Genomic DNA, 15,060 nt, shown 5'->3' with positions numbered 1-15,060 from the left:
GGCTTGGTGATCAGTTTTCTGCGGTGCGCGCCACCACCCAGGCTTGCACCCGGCTGACCCCGGCCTTGCGCAGCAGCTTGGCCAGCTCGAACAGGGTGTTGCCGGTGGTCATCACATCGTCGACCAGAGCCACATGGCAGCCGCGCAGCTCGCGCATTCTCCTGGGCTCGATCGCAAAGGCGTGCTTCGCGTTCGCGACGCGCTGCTCCGGGGGCAGCTTGAGTTGATGCGCAGTATCTCTCACGCGCAACAGCAAATGGGCGTGGAAGACCAGTTTGCGGCGCTTAGCCAGCGCGCGGGTCAGCTCATGGCTCTGGTTGTAGCCGCGCTCGCGCAGGCCCTCGTGGGACAAGGGTACCGGCAGCAGCCAGTCGGGCTCCTCGGCCTGCGCACTGGCCAGTGCCTGGTCGAGCCGGTCCAGCAGGGTCTCGCGCAGGTCCAGGGCCTGGTGGAATTTGTAGCGCTGCAGCAGGGCGTCCCAAGGGAAGGCGTAGTCCAGCGCCGCGATGCAGCGCGTCAGCGGCGGCGGATGGCGAAGGCAGGCGCCGCATTTTGGTTCTGGATGACCGGTGAGCTCGGCCGGCAGCCTCGCCGCGCAGGTCCAGCAGCGCGGCACCGGGCGCGCGTAACGCATCAGGCAGTCGACGCACACGCGCTGTGCCGACCAGGCCCTGCACACCGCGCATTGGCCGGGGCAGCGCATCAGCACCCGCTCCACCAGAGAGGGTTTGGAAGAGGCCAGGGCGCGGCGGTCCATGGCTCAATATACTGCCGCCCCATGTCCCCGCCCGATGAACCCACCGACGCCCGGCGTCCCGAACGCCAGCAGATCGATGCGCGGGCACTGGTCCACCACCTGCGCCGCCTGGCGCGTGCCGATGATCCGCCCTGGCTGCACGCCGAGATTTCGCGCCGCATGGCCGAGCGCCTGCCGGTGATCAAGCTGCAGCCCGAGCGCGTCTTGCAGTGGTCGGCGTTCCTGGGGGGGAGCGGCGAGGATCTGTGCCAGGCCTATCCCCAGGCCACCCAGCTCCTGGTGGAGCCGGTGCCTGCGCTGCGTGAACGCAGCCTGGCACAGCACAAGAAGAAGGGTTGGTGGCAGCAGGTGTTGCGTGCGGCGGCCGAACCCGCGGTAAGCCTGCCCTCGCAGGCGGGCGAGGGTGTGGCCCAGCTGCTGTGGGCCAATATGTATCTGCACCTGAGCCCGGATCCAGAGGCGCTGCTGAAACTATGGCACCGGGCCCTGGCGGTGGACGGCTTTGTGATGTTCTCCTGCCTGGGGCCGGACAGTCTGCGCGAGCTGCGGCCGCTGTACGAGGCCCTGGGCTGGGGCTTGCCTGGGCCTGAATGGATCGATATGCATGATGTCGGTGACATGCTGGTGGGGGCAGGTTTTGCCGATCCGGTGATGGACCAGGAGCGCATTACGTTGACCTGGGGCGAGCCTGAGCGGCTTCTGTCTGATCTGCGCGCGCTGGGCGGCAATCTGTCGCCGGCGCGCCATCCCGGCCTGCGCTCGCGGGCCTGGCGCGGCCGGCTTTTGCAGGCCCTGGAGGGTCTGCGCGGGCAAGATGGGCGCCTGCAGCTCGGTTTGGAGCTGGTCTACGGTCATGCGTTCAAACCTGTCCCCAAGCTCAAGGTGGCGGCCGAGACCCGGGTTTCTCTGGATCAAATGCGCACGATGGTGCGCGGGGCGGGCAAGGAATCGTGAATGGGGCTGGGCAGCGACGCGCAAAGACCACAGGGCCGACAGAGGCGTAGGCTAAAATCCGGCGCCGATCAGGTTCCAGCCATATTGGCCCGAGTCCCTTGTTGATTCAGGTCAGTCGTCTTGTGCGACAGGGTGGCGGGCGAGAAGTGATACACCGAAGTTTTGCGCCCGCTGTGTCCTGCATAGGCGTGACCTGGTCTCAGGCGAAGATTGCGAAGGATGTAGCGGCAGCGAACGACAACGTTCTCTGCCGCTAAGTCCGTGGGTTGAATTTGAACTAGAAGCGACGACCATGACGATGATGAACGCACGAGTGCATCAGCTGGGGCGCCAGATCAGCCAGCTGGCGTTGGCCTTCGGTGCCACGCTGGCCAGCCAGGCGGCCTTGGCGGTGAATGACTTGCCAGGTGGCCCCAAAGTCAACCAGATCAATCTGCACGAGCCGGTCACCAAGATCGCTGCCGAACAGATGTGGTTGCACAACTTCATGCTGGTCATCTGCCTGGTCATCTTCTTCGCCGTGTTCGGCGTGATGTTCTATTCCATCTTCAAGCACCGCAAGTCCAAGGGCGCGGTATCGGCCAACTTCCACGAGAGCGTCAAGGTCGAGATCGCCTGGACCGTCGTGCCCTTCGTGATCGTGATCTTGATGGCCCTGCCGGCTACCAAGGTGGTCGTCGCGATGAAGGACACCACGAATGCCGACCTGACCATCAAGGCCACCGGCTACCAGTGGAAATGGGGCTATGACTACCTCAAGGGCGAGGGCGAGGGCATCGGCTTCCTGGCCACGCTGGACGCGACGCAGCGCGAGATGTCCGACTCCGGCAAGCCCGAAGCTGTCGACAACTATCTGCTCAAGGTCGACAACCCGCTGGTCGTGCCGGTCAACAAGAAGGTGCGCATCATCACCACGGCCAACGACGTGATCCACGCTTGGATGGTGCCGGCCTTCGGCGTCAAGCAAGATGCGATTCCCGGCTTTGTGCGCGACACCTGGTTCCGCGCCGAGAAGATCGGCGACTACTACGGCCAGTGCGCCGAGTTGTGCGGCAAAGAACACGCCTACATGCCCATCCACGTCAAGGTGGTGTCGGCCGAGGACTACAGCAAGTGGGTGGACGGCGAGAAGAAGAAGCTGGCCGCCAAGGCCGATGATCCGAGCAAGGTCTGGGAGCTGGCGGCCCTGGTGGCGCGCGGCGAGAAGGTCTACAACGCCAACTGCGCCGCCTGCCACAAGGCCGACGGCACCGGCGCCGGCCCGATCAAGCGGCTTGACGCCTCGCCGCTGGTGCTGGATGCCGATCATGGCAAGCAGATTGCGGTGCTGCTCAACGGTGCTGCCAACGGCGCGATGCCGGCCTGGAAGCAGCTCTCGGACACCGAGATCGCCGCCGTGATCACCTACACCAAGAACAGCTGGACCAACAAGACCGGTCAGATCGTTCAGCCCTCCGAAATCGTGGCGGCTCGCAAGTAAGCGCCCGGACGTCGAAAAAAGGAAAGCAAGATGAGTGCAGTGCTCGACCATCACGGTCACGACGTTCATGACCATCACGACCACCATGCCCCAACGGGCTGGCGGCGCTGGGTGTTTGCCACCAATCACAAGGACATCGGGACCCTTTATCTGCTGTTCTCGTTCACGATGCTGATGATCGGCGGCCTCTTGGCCCTGGCCATCCGTGCCGAGCTGTTCCAGCCCGGCCTGCAGTTCGTGAACCCCGAACTGTTCAATCAGTTCACCACGATGCACGGCCTGATCATGGTGTTCGGCGCCATCATGCCGGCCTTCGTCGGCTTCGCGAACTGGATGATCCCGCTGCAGATCGGCGCGTCGGACATGGCCTTCGCGCGCATGAATAACTTCAGCTTCTGGCTGATGATCCCGGCCGCTTTGATGCTGGTTGCCAGCTTCTTCATGCCCGGCGGTGCCCCCGCCGCAGGCTGGACGCTGTATGCACCGCTGACGCTGCAGATGGGCCCGTCGATGGATGCCGGCATCTTCGCGATGCACATTCTGGGCGCCTCGTCCATCATGGGTTCGATCAACATCATCGTCACCATCTTGAACATGCGCGCTCCGGGCATGACCTTGATGAAGATGCCGATGTTTGCCTGGACCTGGCTGATCACCGCCTATCTGCTGATCGCGGTGATGCCCGTGCTGGCCGGCGCGATCACGATGACGCTGACCGACCGCCACTTCGGCACCAGCTTCTTCAATCCGGCCGGCGGCGGCGACCCGATCATGTACCAGCACATCTTCTGGTTCTTCGGTCACCCTGAGGTCTACATCATGATCTTGCCGGCCTTCGGCATCGTCAGCCAGATCGTGCCGGCCTTCGCCCGCAAGCGCCTGTTTGGTTACGCCTCGATGGTGTATGCGACCGCCTCGATCGCGATCCTGTCCTTCATCGTCTGGGCCCACCATATGTTCGCCACCGGCATGCCGGTGACGGGCCAGCTGTTCTTCATGTACGCGACCATGCTGATCGCGGTGCCCACCGGCGTGAAGATCTTCAACTGGCTGGCGACGATGTGGCGCGGTTCGATGACCTTCGAGACCCCGATGTTGTGGGCCGTGGGCTTCATTTTTGTGTTCACGATGGGCGGCTTCACCGGCCTGATCCTGGCAATGGCGCCGATCGACATCCAGGTGCAGGACACCTACTACGTCGTTGCGCACTTCCACTACGTGCTGGTGGCCGGATCGCTGTTCTCGATGTTTGCCGGCGTCTATTACTGGGGCCCGAAGTGGACCGGTGTGATGTACTCGGAGACCCGCGGCAAGATCCACTTCTGGGGCTCGCTGATCACCTTCAACATCACCTTCTTCCCGATGCACTTCTTGGGTCTGGCCGGCATGCCGCGTCGTTATGCCGACTACTCGATGCAGTACGCCGACTTCAACGCGATTGCCTCCATTGGTGCCTTCGGCTTTGGCTTCATGCAGGTCTACTTCTTCCTGTTCGTGGTCCTGCCCATGATGCGCGGCAAGGGTGAGAAGGCGCCGCAAAAGCCCTGGGAAGCCGCCGAAGGCTTGGAGTGGGAAGTGCCGTCGCCGGCACCGTTCCACACCTTCGAGGAGCCGCCCAAGCTCAATGCCAGCGCCACCAAGGTGATTGGCTGAGGACCGTCTGATGAACTCGCCTGAACAACGCAGGAAGAATCTGCGCCTGGCTCTGATCCTGGCGTCGGTGGCGGCGATGTTCGCCATCGGCTTCACGGCCAAGATCCTGATGCTGGGCGCCTGAGACCGCCATGAAAAGCCGCCTCGACATGCTCGCCGCCGCACTGCGCAGAGACAATCTGCAGCTGGTCGGCAAGCTGAGCCTGGTGGTGGCGCTGATGTTCGGCTTCGGCTACGCGCTGGTGCCGGTCTACAACGCCATCTGTACCGCGCTGGGTATCAATGTGCTGTCGCTCTCCGAGCGGCAGCACGTGCTGCGCGCCGAGGATGTCAAGAACAGCCAGATCGACTACAGCCGCAAGATCACCATCGAGTTCGACGCCAATGCGCGCGGCCCGTGGGACTTCAAGCCGGCGGTCAGGCATCTTGAGGTGCATCCCGGCGAGCTGACCACGGTGATGTACGAGTTCCAGAACATCCAGTCGCGCGCGATGTCGGCGCAAGCGATTCCCAGCTATGCCCCGAAGCAGGCCACGGCCCACTTCAACAAGCTGGAGTGCTTTTGCTTCAACGAGTACACGCTGCAGCCAGGCGAGAAGAAACAGTGGCCGGTGGCCTTTGTGATCGATCCCAAGCTGCCCAAGGACGTCAAGACCATCACCCTGTCCTACACCTTCTTTGAGGTGGCGGGCAAAGGGCAGCAGCAGGCGCTGGTGCAGCCGGAGGCCAAACTGTGAAAGCCGGTCAGGACCTGAAAGAAGCGGCGGCGCGGCCGGCCTCGTTCCTGCAGACGGTCAAGGCGATTGCCTGGGCCTTCTTCGGTGTGCGGCGCGGCGCCGACTATGAAAAAGACGTGGCCAAGCTCAATCCGGTGCATGTGATCATCGCCGGAGTGATCGGGGCCCTGATGTTTGTGCTGGTGCTGGTGCTGCTGGTCAACTGGGTGATCGGCAGCGGTGTGGCCGGCGCCTGAGAGTCAGCGGAACTGAACAGAGATTAAGTTCGAGGAGAAAAATATGTCGGCAGCGACCACGGCGGGGAAGACCCCCTACTACTTTGTGCCCGGACCCTCACGGCATCCGGTCATGGCAGCCATCGGCTTGTTCTTCGTGATTCTGGGCGCAGGCCAGTGGATCAACGGGCATGACTGGGGTGCCTACTCGCTGGGCTTTGGCCTGCTGTGGTGGGCCGTGGTGCTGACGCAGTGGTTCGGCGACGCGATCCGCGAGAGCGAGAGCGGCCTCTACAGTGACCGCATCGATGTCTCCTTCCGCTGGAGCATGGGCTGGTTCATCTTCTCCGAAGTGATGTTCTTCGCGGCCTTCTTCGGTGCGCTGTACTGGGCCCGCATCCAGTCGGTGCCGAGTCTGGGTAGCCTGGAAAACGCGCTGCTGTGGCCCGACTTCAAGGCCCTGTGGCCCAGCGTGGCGGCCGGCATGACGGCCTCGCCGGCCGGCATCGTCGAGCCCTTCCAGACCATGGGCCCCTGGCCGCTTCCGACCATCAACACCGCCTTGCTGCTGACCTCGGGCGTGACCCTGACGATCGCTCACCACGCGATGCTGGACGGCAAGCGCGGCAAGACCATCGGTTTCATGTGGGCCACCGTGCTGCTGGGCATCGTCTTCCTGTTCGTGCAGGGCTACGAGTACATGCATGCCTACCGCGACCTGAACTTGAAGCTCAGCTCCGGCGTGTTCGGTTCGACCTTCTTCATGCTGACCGGCTTCCACGGCTTCCACGTGTTCGTCGGCATGCTGATGCTGCTGTTCATCACGCTGCGCCTGCACAAGGGCCACTTCACCAAGGACCGCCACTTCGGTTTCGAGGGCGCGGCCTGGTACTGGCACTTTGTCGACGTCGTTTGGCTGGGCCTGTACGTCGTCGTTTACTGGATGTGATGATGGGCGCGGTCTCGCGCTGAAATGAAAGCGCCGCTCGAAGCGGCGCTTTTTCATTGCTCGCTGGCGTGTTCGTCAGCGCGTCAGAGGGACCCCGGTCGGTTGAATCCAGCCCATGTAGTAGCTCAGCAGAATGAACAGGAATAGCGCCACCGATACGCCCACCCGCACGGCCAGCGCGCGTGCCATCTTCGGGCCACGCTGTTTGCCCCCGCTATTGCGCAGCATGAAAAGGCCGGCAGCGGCCAGCGCGCCGAGTATGCCGATGAAGGCGAGCAGGAAAACGGTTTTCATGGACGCTGATTATTCCACCGGCCCATCCATCGGGGCGTCTCGATGACGGCGGCTGGCCGTCGCTGGGTCGTGCTGCTGGCCGCCGTGCTGGCGGTGGGCCTGGCCGCGCGCCTGGGTTTCTGGCAATTGGACCGGGCGGCGCACAAGCGCGCCTGGCAGGCCGCGCTCGATCAGCGCGGTGCGCTGGCGCCGCTGCAGGCGGCCGAGCTGGCCGTCGAGCCGGCTCAGGCCGAAGCTCAGCTGCATCGCCGGGTGTTGCTGCGCGGGCGCTGGCTGGCCGACCAGACGGTGTTCCTCGACAACCGGACGATGAATGGCCGGGTTGGCTTTTATGTGTTGACCCCCTTGCAGCTGGACAACCGAGCCGAGGCCGTGTTGGTGCAGCGCGGCTGGGTGGCCCGCGATGAGCGGCGGCTCGCGCAGGTGCCGGCACTGCGCAGCAGCACCGATCCGGTCGAGTTGAGCGGGCGTCTGGCGGCATCGCCGTCGAGGGCCTTTGAGCTGCCGGCGCCGGCCAGCGGCGCGATCCGGCAGAATCTGAGCTCCGCCGCCTATGCGCAGGAAATCGGCCGGCCGCTGTTGCCGCTGACGGTCATCCAGCAGGCCGACGCTGCCTCGGCCGGTGACGGCCTGCTGCGCGACTGGCCGGTGCCGCAGGCCGGCTTGCAAAAGCACTACGGTTACGCCTTTCAATGGTTTGCGCTCGCTGCGCTGTTCCTGGGTCTTTATGTCTGGTTCCAACTCGTCCGCCCCCGCCTCCGCACGCCCTGACAGCGAACCCCTGTCGATGAGCGTGCACAGCTTGCCCGACCCGGGCGCGATGGCCGCCCAGCAGCGCACCCGCGCCGGCCGGCTGAGCATGCTGCTGGTGGTGCTTGCCTGCGCGGCGCCGGTGATCGCGTCGTACTTCAGCTTCTATGTGCTCAAGCTCAGTGGCAAGCCCTATGGCGATCTGATCGAGCCGACGGTCGAGCTGCCGGCCGCGCTCGCGCTGCGCGATCTGGCCGGGCGGCCGATAGCCGCCGAGTCGCTGAAGGGGCAGTGGCTGCTGACCCTCGTGCAGGACGCGAACTGCGCCAAGGCCTGCGAGGACCGCCTCTATATGCAGCGCCAGCTGCGCGAGATGCTGGGCAAGGAGCGCGACAAGGTCGACAAGCTGCTGCTGATTGCGGACGACGCGCCGCTGCGCCCTGAGCTGCAGCAGGCTTTGGCGGCCGGCGTGCCGGTGACCGTGCTGCGCGCGCCGCGCGAGCAGCTGCAGGCCTGGCTCAAGCCGGCCCAGGGTCAGGTCTTGCAGGATCACTTCTATCTGATCGACCCGATGGGCCGCTGGATGCTGCGCTCGCCGGTCGATCCCGTGCCGGCCAAGCTCAAGAACGATCTGAACCGCGTGCTCAAGGCCAACGCGAGCTGGGACAAGCCGGGGCGCTGATGGGAACCGAGCTGATCGATCTGTCGCCGCTGTGGCAACTGCTGCTGGCCGGTGCCCTGCTGGGCGCAGGCCCGCTGCTGTGGCTGGCGCTGCGCTCCAAGGGCGCGACGCCACAGCAGCGCCTGCGCGCGCTGACCCTGCTGACCCTGTTCCTGACCTTTGACCTGGTGATCTTCGGCGCCTTCACGCGCCTGAGCGACTCGGGCCTGGGCTGCCCAGATTGGCCCGGCTGCTATGGCAGCGCCAGCCCCTTGGGTGCCAAGGACGAGATCCATGCGGCACAGACCGCGATGCCGACTGGCCCCGTTACGCACGGCAAGGCCTGGGTCGAGATGATCCACCGCTATCTGGCCAGCGGCGTCGGCTTTCTCATTCTGGTGCTGTGCATCATGAGCTGGCGAGCCAAGAATCTGCAGGTCTCGCCCTGGTGGTCCACGCTGACGCTGGTCTGGGTCTGCATGCAGGGCGCGTTCGGCGCGCTGACTGTCACGATGAAGCTGTTCCCGGCCGTCGTGACCCTGCATCTGCTGGGCGGCATGGGCTTGCTGATGCTGCTGGCCTGGCAGGCCCAGGGCTATGAGCACAAGCCGCTGGTGCTGAGCACCGGCCTGCGGCGTGCGGCTTGGCTGCTGCTGGCACTGTCCATCGCTCAGGTGGCGCTGGGCGGCTGGGTCAGCACCAATTACGCGGTGCTGGCCTGCGACGCCTTTCCGCAATGCCATGCCGGCCAGTGGTGGCCGGCGATGGACTTCGGGCAGGGCTTCACCTTGTGGCGCGAGCTTGGTGTTGGCTCCGATGGTGGCTGGCTGCCCTTTGCCGCCTTGACCGCCATTCACATGGCGCATCGCATCGGTGCGCTGATCGTCTTCGTGGCGCTGGGCCTGCTGGCCTGGCGCTTGTGGCGCGGTGGTTCTGCCGATGCACGTCGCTGGTCGCGCCGCCTGCTCTTGGTCGCCGTCTGGCAGCTGATCAGCGGGCTGTCGAATGTGGTGCTGGACTGGCCCATCGTAGCGGCCCTGGCCCATACCGGCGGCGCGGCCGCCTTGTTGACACTGCTGAGTTTTATGCTGGCACGCCTGTCCCAGGCGAGCCGACCCTCGCCATGACCCAAGCCTCCTCTTCCGCGCTGCCGGCCTCGCGCTTCCAGCAGTTCTATCAGCTGACCAAGCCCCGCGTCGTGCAGCTGATCGTGTTCTGCGCCGTCATCGGCATGGCGCTGGCCGTGCCCGGCATGCCCAGCAATGCCCAATGGGGCGTGATGCTGGCGGCCACCGCCGGCATTTGGTTGGTGGCCGGCGCCGCGGCGGCTTTCAACTGCCTGATCGAGGAGCAGATCGACGCCAAGATGAAGCGCACATCCTGGCGTGCCACCGCCAAGGGGCAGCTGAGCCGGGTGCAGACGCTGACGTTCTCGGCCGTGCTGTGCGCGCTGGGCTCGGCCATCCTGTGGTTCTGGGTCAATCCGCTGACGATGTGGCTGACATTCGCGACCTTTGTGGGCTACGCGGTGATCTACACGGTGATACTGAAGCCGGCCACGCCGCAGAACATCGTGATCGGCGGTGCCTCGGGCGCGATGCCGCCGGTACTGGGTTGGGCGGCACTGCGCGGCGAGGTCGGTCCCGAGGCGCTGATGCTGTGCCTGATCATCTTTTTGTGGACCCCGCCGCACTTCTGGGCCCTGGCCCTGTACCGTGCCGAGGACTATGCGAAGGCCGGCCTGCCGATGCTGCCTGTCACCCACGGCGCTGACTACACCAAGCTGCAGGTGGTGCTCTACACCTGGATCCTGCTGGCCGCGACCTTGCTGCCTTTCCTAACGGGCATGAGCGGCTGGATCTACCTGGTGGCGGCCGTCGTGCTGGGCCTGGGTTTCTGTGGCTATGCTTGGAAACTCTGGCGCCACTACTCGGATGAGTTGGCGCGTGCCACTTTCCGTTTCTCGATCTGGCATTTGTCGCTGCTGTTCGCCGCACTGCTGCTGGACCACTACCTGATGCCCCTGCTGTCATGAATAAACGCCACCTCCTCCTCGGTCTCGCCGCCATCTCCTCATCCCTGCTGTTGGGCGGCTGCGACCAACTGGGCTTTGGTAACACCGCCAAGCCGGCCTTCAAGGGCGTGGACCTGACCGGTGCCGAATATGCCCGCCAGCTCAATCTGAGCGATCAGGACGGCCAGCCCCGCACCTTGGGTGACTTCAAGGGCAAGGTGCTGGTGGTGTTCTTCGGTTTCACGCAATGCCCCGATGTCTGCCCGACCACGATGGCAGAGTTGGCCCAGGTCAAGAAGGCGCTGGGTCCGGACGGCGACCGGGTGCAGGGCATCTTCGTCACGGTCGATCCGGAGCGCGATACCGCAGCGCTGCTCAAAGCCTATCTGGCCAGCTTCGACCCGAGCTTTGTCGCACTGCGCGGCAGCGAGGAGCAGACCAAGGCGGTGGCCAAGGAGTTCAAGGTCTATTACGCCAAGGTGCCGGGCAAGACCGAAGGCTCCTACACCATGGACCACACGGCCGCGAGCTTTCTGTTCGATGCGCAAGGCAGGGTGCGGGTGTTCTCGCGCTATGGCTCGGGCGCCCAGGCGCTGACCGATGACCTGAAGCTGCTGCTGGCCGAGAAAGCCTGAATGAAAAGAGCCCTGCGAGCATAAGCCGGCCGCTTCATCGGTTGAAATTCTCGGCCTCGTGGCTGTTCGTCAACCGTGGGGCTTGGTCTTTTTCAAAAGGGGCTGGCGTGCAGAAGAAATCTTGTGCGGGGGGTGAATCCACTCCCGGTGGACGCTTTGACCATTTGAACCCGCCGCCGGTTCCGCCCGACGACTTCGACCTGGTCATCGCCGCCAACCCCGATGTCGGGACCAAGCCTCCGCGGATTGCTTGGGAGAGCCAGAGCATCCAGCTCAATTTCTGCAAGACGCCCACCTGCTCGAACTACGGTGCTCCGCCGATGGCCACGGCTACCAAGGAGACCGCGGCAAGTACCGACCCCAGCACCTACCGGATCGTGGCGTCGGGCAAAGGGATTCTCATGGCCTGGTGCAACGCGTGCGGCGAGGCTTTTCGCTCGAAGGCATCGACGGCATCGCCGAGGAGCGTGACCGCCTTCGGCCCGAAATCGCCGAGCCAAGCTTGCCCCAAGCCGACTGCGTCCACCACGGCCCGGGCGTGTCGGTCGGTAAGCCCTTCTACTCCTCGTTTGGCGCGACCACGGCAGGCTCGCCCCGCTGTGTAAGTGCATGGCCTGCTCGGAACACCTTCTCCTCGGCGGCCAAGTTCACCAGCCGGCGATCAATCGCATCGCCTTCATGACCGCAGGGGCCTGCGGCGTGGTCGAGACGCCCGACGGGACCGTCGAATTCACCTGCACCAGCGGCCACTGCTCGACATCGCCCCGCGGACCATCCACCTCGAGGGCTGGCCATTGTGGATCGCCAGAGCGAGCAGACTGCCTATCGCCACCTGGTCAGAGTGAGCCGCAACCCTGGCATGGTCGACCACGCCGAGCTCGAAGGGGCGGCCTAGCGGCCTGCGGATCCAACGCCCATGTCAATCGCATTGCAGTCGTTTCGTTTTTCGATTAAATTCCATAAAACGAAAAGGAGGTTATGTGGCCACAACACTCAAACGATCCCAACGGGCGGGGACGGACCCATTGGTGGCCATGAGCCTCAGATTGGTTGAGAAGCTGGCAGCCATGGGGCAGCCAGCCAAGCCGGGCATCATGGCCCGCGCGCTGCACGAGCTCCTCGATGGACAAGACGACAATGCCAAGGAACTGCGATTGGCCATGCAGATTCATTTGGCGCGCGTGTCCAATGAAACCATCGGAAAGCCTGCCCAAGCTGGCGGCGTCGAGATGCTCAGCACGGAAGAGGCCGCCAAGCTCATGGATTGCAGCCGGCCGTATGTCGCCATGCTGATTGACGCCGACAAGTTGGAGGGCGGCGTGAAATCCAAGGGGGGGCACCGCAAAGTGCCGAAGGCGTCCGTCTTGAAATGGATAGAGGCCGCAAAAGCGGCGGCTGGCGACAAGGACTATCGCAAGGCCGCGGCTGACGCGCAGATGTATTCAATCCCCGACGATGCCTATGTGAAGGCGGCGAAGCGGAGCCGCCGCGGTGCCGATTGACCACCCCCTGTCGCCTGGGGGAACAACATTGGCGGTCTTGGACACCAATGTTCTTCTCCCGCCCCGCCTCTCCGACATCCTGTTCGACTTGTTCTTGGAGGGCCTGTATCACCCTCGCTGGACCAAGACCATCGAAGCTGAGTTCATCAAAAACTTCGGCGCGGTGGCGCTGGCCAAAAGCAAGGCGCAGCGGCACAAGTTTGCCGCCGCGCCGCCGGACCCAGCTCACATCGCCAAGGCGAATGGCCGGCTGGGTTGCTTTCGCTCTGCGGCGGGACCCGAGCATGAAGTGCTGCTTTACGACCAGCCTGAATATGAAAGCAAGGTCCCAACAGGGGTGAACAAGGGCGACATCCACGTGGCTTCCGCGGCGCTCGTCTTGCACGGCCTCTCACATGGAGAGGGGCTTTCCGACAAGATATATGTCGTGTCCAGCAATTTGGTCCACCTCGCCGTCAAGGACATGAAGGCCATTGGCATTGGCGTCGTTTCACCCGGTGCATTCATCAACGAGCTGAACAACGCAGCGCCAGGCAGGGTGGAGCGGGCATTGCTGAAGACAGCCAATGACTTGAAAGCTCCGCCTTTTACCCAATCAGACCTGTTGGGCCTGTTGGTCGTGCATGGAGCCAAAGCAACGGCGAACTTCTACTCCAAGAAGTGGAAAGTGAAATTACCAGAGCGTGGGCCGCCCCGGTAAGTCGAATCGCGTCACGCGCTTCGGAAGCTGCGCATCCCGCCGGATCGCCAAAAAGCGGTCGGGCCCCCGAAGAGGCCCGACTGGATCAAGTCGATGAGCTGTCAAATTTTTCAACAGAATAAGCGAACGGCTTGCGGCGAGCAGGGACTTTTTGCTGGGGGGCTGTGTTCAAGCCGGCTCGGCCAGCGCCTTGCGCATTTTCTTCATCGCCGCCACCTCGATCTGGCGGATGCGCTCGGCCGACACGCCGTACTCGGCCGCCAGCTCGTGCAGGGTCATACCGCCCGAGCTGTCGTCGTTGACCTTGAGCCAGCGCTCCTCGACGATGCGGCGGCTGCGGTCATCGAGCACTGCGAGCGCGCGGCTGATGCCGTTGCCTGCCAGGTCGTCGCGCGCCTGGGCTTCCAGCACACGGGTCGGTTCCTGGCTGTCGTCGGCCAGATAGGCGATCGGTGCGAAGCTCTCGCCGTCGTCGTCGGTCTGCGGCTCTAGTGCCACATCGCCACCCGACAGGCGTGTCTCCATCTCCAGCACTTCCTCGCGCTTGACGTTGAGTTCACGCGCCACATGCTCGAGCTCAGCCTCGGTGAGCGTGTTGCGGTGCGTCTGCCCGTCGGCCGCATCTTCCTTGAGGCTGTGCTTCATCGAGCGCAGATTGAAGAACAGCTTGCGCTGGGCTTTGGTCGTCGCGACCTTGACCATGCGCCAGTTCTTCAGAATGTACTCGTGGATCTCGGCCTTGATCCAGTGCATGGCATAGCTGACCAGGCGCACGCCCTGCTCGGGGTCGTAGCGCTTGACGGCCTTCATCAGGCCGACATTGCCCTCCTGGATCAGGTCACCCTGCGGCAGGCCATAGCCGACATACTGGCGCGAGATCGACACGACCAGGCGCAGATGCGACAGCACCAAACGGCCGGCGGACTCCAGATCGCCATGCTCGCGCAGGCGGCGCGAGAAGGACAGCTCCTCCTCCGGGGTCAGCATCGGCAGGCGGTTCACGGCCGTGATGTAGGCATCCAGATTGCCCAGCGAGGGCAGCAGAGCCCAGGGGTCACGAACAGCCAGTGCAGTAGGTGTGGTCATTGAATGTCCTCAGCCAAACGAAGCCCATGGCTCCAATAGGACCAATATTAGCACTCCCGGCAAAAGAGTGCTAAACCGCTGGGGTCAATGCTGTAGTTCATATTCATGAACAATCCCGGCGTAAGCGGGTACTAACATAGAGAGCTTGATCTCAGTCAATCAGGCCGAAATCCTGGCTGCCGACCATGCCCTCGATGTCCAGCAGTATCAGCATGCGGTCGGCCACCTTGCCCAGCCCGGTGACGAAGCGGGTGTCGATGGCCGAGCCGATCTCGGGGGCGGCCATGATCTCGCCGGCCTTCAGTTCCAGCACATCGGAGACCGAGTCGACGACGATGCCGACCACCCGGTTGCAGACATTGAGCACGATCACGACGGTGAAGCTGCTGTACTCGGCGGTCTGGCCCAGGCGCAGGCGCAGGTCGACGATGGGCACGATGACGCCGCGCAGATTGACCACTCCCTTGACGAAGGCCGGTGCGTTGGCGACCCGAGTCGGGGCTTCGTAGGAGCGGATCTCCTGGACCTTCAGGATGTCGATGCCATATTCCTCGGCGCTGATCCGAAAACTCAGGTACTGCCCGCTGGCGCGCGCGGAGCGGGAGTCGGCGGCGAGCAGGGCGGTGGACGGGGCAGGGGCCAGTTCGGTTGAACTCATGAGCGTCAGGGCCTT

At 64.0% G+C, this 15,060-nt stretch carries 18 protein-coding genes; 14 read left to right on the top strand and 4 right to left on the bottom strand.

What is annotated here, in order from left to right; translation table 11 throughout:
- Nucleotides 1-10: 10 nt before the first annotated feature.
- Nucleotides 11-757, bottom strand: coding sequence for a ComF family protein (locus tag OOZ63_RS05130; RefSeq protein ID WP_266004333.1), 747 nt, complete (start codon nt 755-757; stop codon nt 11-13).
- A gap of 21 nt (nt 758-778) precedes the next feature.
- Here OOZ63_RS05130 and OOZ63_RS05125 point away from each other — a divergent pair, with 21 nt between their 5' ends.
- The 7 genes from OOZ63_RS05125 to OOZ63_RS05095 all read left to right on the top strand — a co-directional run bounded on the left by OOZ63_RS05125 (nt 779) and on the right by OOZ63_RS05095 (nt 6,745).
- Nucleotides 779-1,711: a biotin synthase gene (locus tag OOZ63_RS05125; RefSeq protein WP_266004332.1), complete on the top strand. Its 933-nt coding sequence runs from the start codon at nt 779-781 to the stop codon at nt 1,709-1,711.
- Nucleotides 1,712-2,012: 301 nt separating this feature from the next.
- Complete coding sequence (gene coxB, locus OOZ63_RS05120; RefSeq protein WP_416234699.1) at nt 2,013-3,191, top strand: cytochrome c oxidase subunit II; 1,179 nt, start codon at nt 2,013-2,015, stop codon at nt 3,189-3,191.
- 30 nt (nt 3,192-3,221) lie between these two features.
- Nucleotides 3,222-4,844 (top strand): cytochrome c oxidase subunit I, encoded by a 1,623-nt coding sequence (gene ctaD, locus OOZ63_RS05115; protein WP_266004330.1) that lies wholly within the window; start codon nt 3,222-3,224, stop codon nt 4,842-4,844.
- Between the two features lie 10 nt (nt 4,845-4,854).
- A complete protein-coding gene (locus OOZ63_RS05110; RefSeq protein WP_262971178.1) occupies nt 4,855-4,968 on the top strand; it encodes a cytochrome oxidase small assembly protein in 114 nt (37 codons plus the stop codon).
- Nucleotides 4,969-4,975: 7 nt separating this feature from the next.
- A complete protein-coding gene (locus OOZ63_RS05105) occupies nt 4,976-5,581 on the top strand; it encodes a cytochrome c oxidase assembly protein (RefSeq protein WP_266004328.1) in 606 nt (201 codons plus the stop codon).
- Nucleotides 5,578-5,817 (top strand): DUF2970 domain-containing protein, encoded by a 240-nt coding sequence (locus OOZ63_RS05100; protein WP_266004327.1) that lies wholly within the window; start codon nt 5,578-5,580, stop codon nt 5,815-5,817. The genes OOZ63_RS05105 and OOZ63_RS05100 overlap by 4 nt, the downstream gene beginning before the upstream one ends.
- Before the next feature lie 43 nt (nt 5,818-5,860).
- Entirely contained in the window at nt 5,861-6,745 is an 885-nt protein-coding gene (locus tag OOZ63_RS05095; RefSeq protein ID WP_266004326.1) for a cytochrome c oxidase subunit 3, read from the top strand.
- 75 nt (nt 6,746-6,820) lie between these two features.
- Here OOZ63_RS05095 and OOZ63_RS05090 read toward each other — a convergent pair whose 3' ends face one another.
- A complete protein-coding gene (locus OOZ63_RS05090) occupies nt 6,821-7,039 on the bottom strand; it encodes a DUF2909 domain-containing protein (RefSeq protein ID WP_266004325.1) in 219 nt (72 codons plus the stop codon).
- Between the two features lie 42 nt (nt 7,040-7,081).
- Between OOZ63_RS05090 and OOZ63_RS05085 the strand changes: the two genes are divergently transcribed.
- The 7 genes from OOZ63_RS05085 (at nt 7,082) to OOZ63_RS05055 (ending at nt 13,301) form a co-directional block, all read left to right on the top strand.
- Nucleotides 7,082-7,810: an SURF1 family protein gene (locus tag OOZ63_RS05085; protein WP_266004324.1), complete on the top strand. Its 729-nt coding sequence runs from the start codon at nt 7,082-7,084 to the stop codon at nt 7,808-7,810.
- Nucleotides 7,811-7,826: 16 nt separating this feature from the next.
- Nucleotides 7,827-8,471, top strand: coding sequence for an SCO family protein (locus tag OOZ63_RS05080; RefSeq protein ID WP_266004323.1), 645 nt, complete (start codon nt 7,827-7,829; stop codon nt 8,469-8,471).
- Nucleotides 8,471-9,577: a COX15/CtaA family protein gene (locus OOZ63_RS05075; protein WP_266004320.1), complete on the top strand. Its 1,107-nt coding sequence runs from the start codon at nt 8,471-8,473 to the stop codon at nt 9,575-9,577. The genes OOZ63_RS05080 and OOZ63_RS05075 overlap by 1 nt, the downstream gene beginning before the upstream one ends.
- Nucleotides 9,574-10,485 carry a heme o synthase gene (gene cyoE / locus OOZ63_RS05070; RefSeq protein ID WP_266004319.1) on the top strand — a complete coding sequence of 304 codons (912 nt, stop codon included), beginning with the start codon at nt 9,574-9,576 and terminating at the stop codon, nt 10,483-10,485. The genes OOZ63_RS05075 and cyoE overlap by 4 nt, the downstream gene beginning before the upstream one ends.
- Nucleotides 10,482-11,099 carry an SCO family protein gene (locus OOZ63_RS05065; RefSeq protein WP_266004318.1) on the top strand — a complete coding sequence of 206 codons (618 nt, stop codon included), beginning with the start codon at nt 10,482-10,484 and terminating at the stop codon, nt 11,097-11,099. Before cyoE ends, OOZ63_RS05065 begins: the two co-directional genes overlap by 4 nt.
- A gap of 1,034 nt (nt 11,100-12,133) precedes the next feature.
- Nucleotides 12,134-12,601, top strand: coding sequence for an excisionase family DNA-binding protein (locus OOZ63_RS05060; RefSeq protein WP_266004317.1), 468 nt, complete (start codon nt 12,134-12,136; stop codon nt 12,599-12,601).
- 37 nt (nt 12,602-12,638) lie between these two features.
- The gene (locus OOZ63_RS05055) at nt 12,639-13,301 is read left to right on the top strand and encodes a hypothetical protein (RefSeq protein WP_266004315.1); all 663 of its coding nucleotides are present in this window, start codon (nt 12,639-12,641) and stop codon (nt 13,299-13,301) included.
- Between the two features lie 168 nt (nt 13,302-13,469).
- Here OOZ63_RS05055 and rpoH read toward each other — a convergent pair whose 3' ends face one another.
- Together rpoH and OOZ63_RS05045 are read right to left on the bottom strand one after the other, a co-directional pair.
- Entirely contained in the window at nt 13,470-14,387 is a 918-nt protein-coding gene (gene rpoH, locus OOZ63_RS05050) for an RNA polymerase sigma factor RpoH (RefSeq protein ID WP_266004314.1), read from the bottom strand.
- 151 nt (nt 14,388-14,538) lie between these two features.
- On the bottom strand, nt 14,539-15,045 hold the full coding sequence (locus tag OOZ63_RS05045) for a chemotaxis protein CheW (RefSeq protein ID WP_266004313.1): 507 nt from the start codon (nt 15,043-15,045) through the stop codon (nt 14,539-14,541).
- Nucleotides 15,046-15,060: the final 15 nt, after the last annotated feature.

The organism is Paucibacter sp. PLA-PC-4, from assembly GCF_026241155.1.
Taxonomy (GTDB): Bacteria; Pseudomonadota; Gammaproteobacteria; order Burkholderiales; family Burkholderiaceae_C; genus Roseateles_E.
This window is presented reverse-complemented; position numbering and strand designations above follow the sequence as displayed.

Bases quoted from the DNA above. Each gene is read 5' to 3' on its own strand.
- OOZ63_RS05130 (WP_266004333.1), bottom strand. From the start codon at position 757: ATGGACCGCCGCGCCCTGGCCTCTTCCAAACCCTCTCTGGTGGAGCGG.
- OOZ63_RS05125 (WP_266004332.1), top strand. From the start codon at position 779: ATGTCCCCGCCCGATGAACCCACCGACGCCCGGCGTCCCGAACGCCAG.
- coxB (WP_416234699.1), top strand. From the start codon at position 2,013: ATGAACGCACGAGTGCATCAGCTGGGGCGCCAGATCAGCCAGCTGGCG.
- ctaD (WP_266004330.1), top strand. From the start codon at position 3,222: ATGAGTGCAGTGCTCGACCATCACGGTCACGACGTTCATGACCATCAC.
- OOZ63_RS05110 (WP_262971178.1), top strand. From the start codon at position 4,855: ATGAACTCGCCTGAACAACGCAGGAAGAATCTGCGCCTGGCTCTGATC.
- OOZ63_RS05105 (WP_266004328.1), top strand. From the start codon at position 4,976: ATGAAAAGCCGCCTCGACATGCTCGCCGCCGCACTGCGCAGAGACAAT.
- OOZ63_RS05095 (WP_266004326.1), top strand. From the start codon at position 5,861: ATGTCGGCAGCGACCACGGCGGGGAAGACCCCCTACTACTTTGTGCCC.
- OOZ63_RS05090 (WP_266004325.1), bottom strand. From the start codon at position 7,039: ATGAAAACCGTTTTCCTGCTCGCCTTCATCGGCATACTCGGCGCGCTG.
- OOZ63_RS05085 (WP_266004324.1), top strand. From the start codon at position 7,082: ATGACGGCGGCTGGCCGTCGCTGGGTCGTGCTGCTGGCCGCCGTGCTG.
- OOZ63_RS05080 (WP_266004323.1), top strand. From the start codon at position 7,827: ATGAGCGTGCACAGCTTGCCCGACCCGGGCGCGATGGCCGCCCAGCAG.
- OOZ63_RS05075 (WP_266004320.1), top strand. From the start codon at position 8,471: ATGGGAACCGAGCTGATCGATCTGTCGCCGCTGTGGCAACTGCTGCTG.
- cyoE (WP_266004319.1), top strand. From the start codon at position 9,574: ATGACCCAAGCCTCCTCTTCCGCGCTGCCGGCCTCGCGCTTCCAGCAG.
- OOZ63_RS05065 (WP_266004318.1), top strand. From the start codon at position 10,482: ATGAATAAACGCCACCTCCTCCTCGGTCTCGCCGCCATCTCCTCATCC.
- OOZ63_RS05060 (WP_266004317.1), top strand. From the start codon at position 12,134: ATGAGCCTCAGATTGGTTGAGAAGCTGGCAGCCATGGGGCAGCCAGCC.
- rpoH (WP_266004314.1), bottom strand. From the start codon at position 14,387: ATGACCACACCTACTGCACTGGCTGTTCGTGACCCCTGGGCTCTGCTG.
- OOZ63_RS05045 (WP_266004313.1), bottom strand. From the start codon at position 15,045: ATGAGTTCAACCGAACTGGCCCCTGCCCCGTCCACCGCCCTGCTCGCC.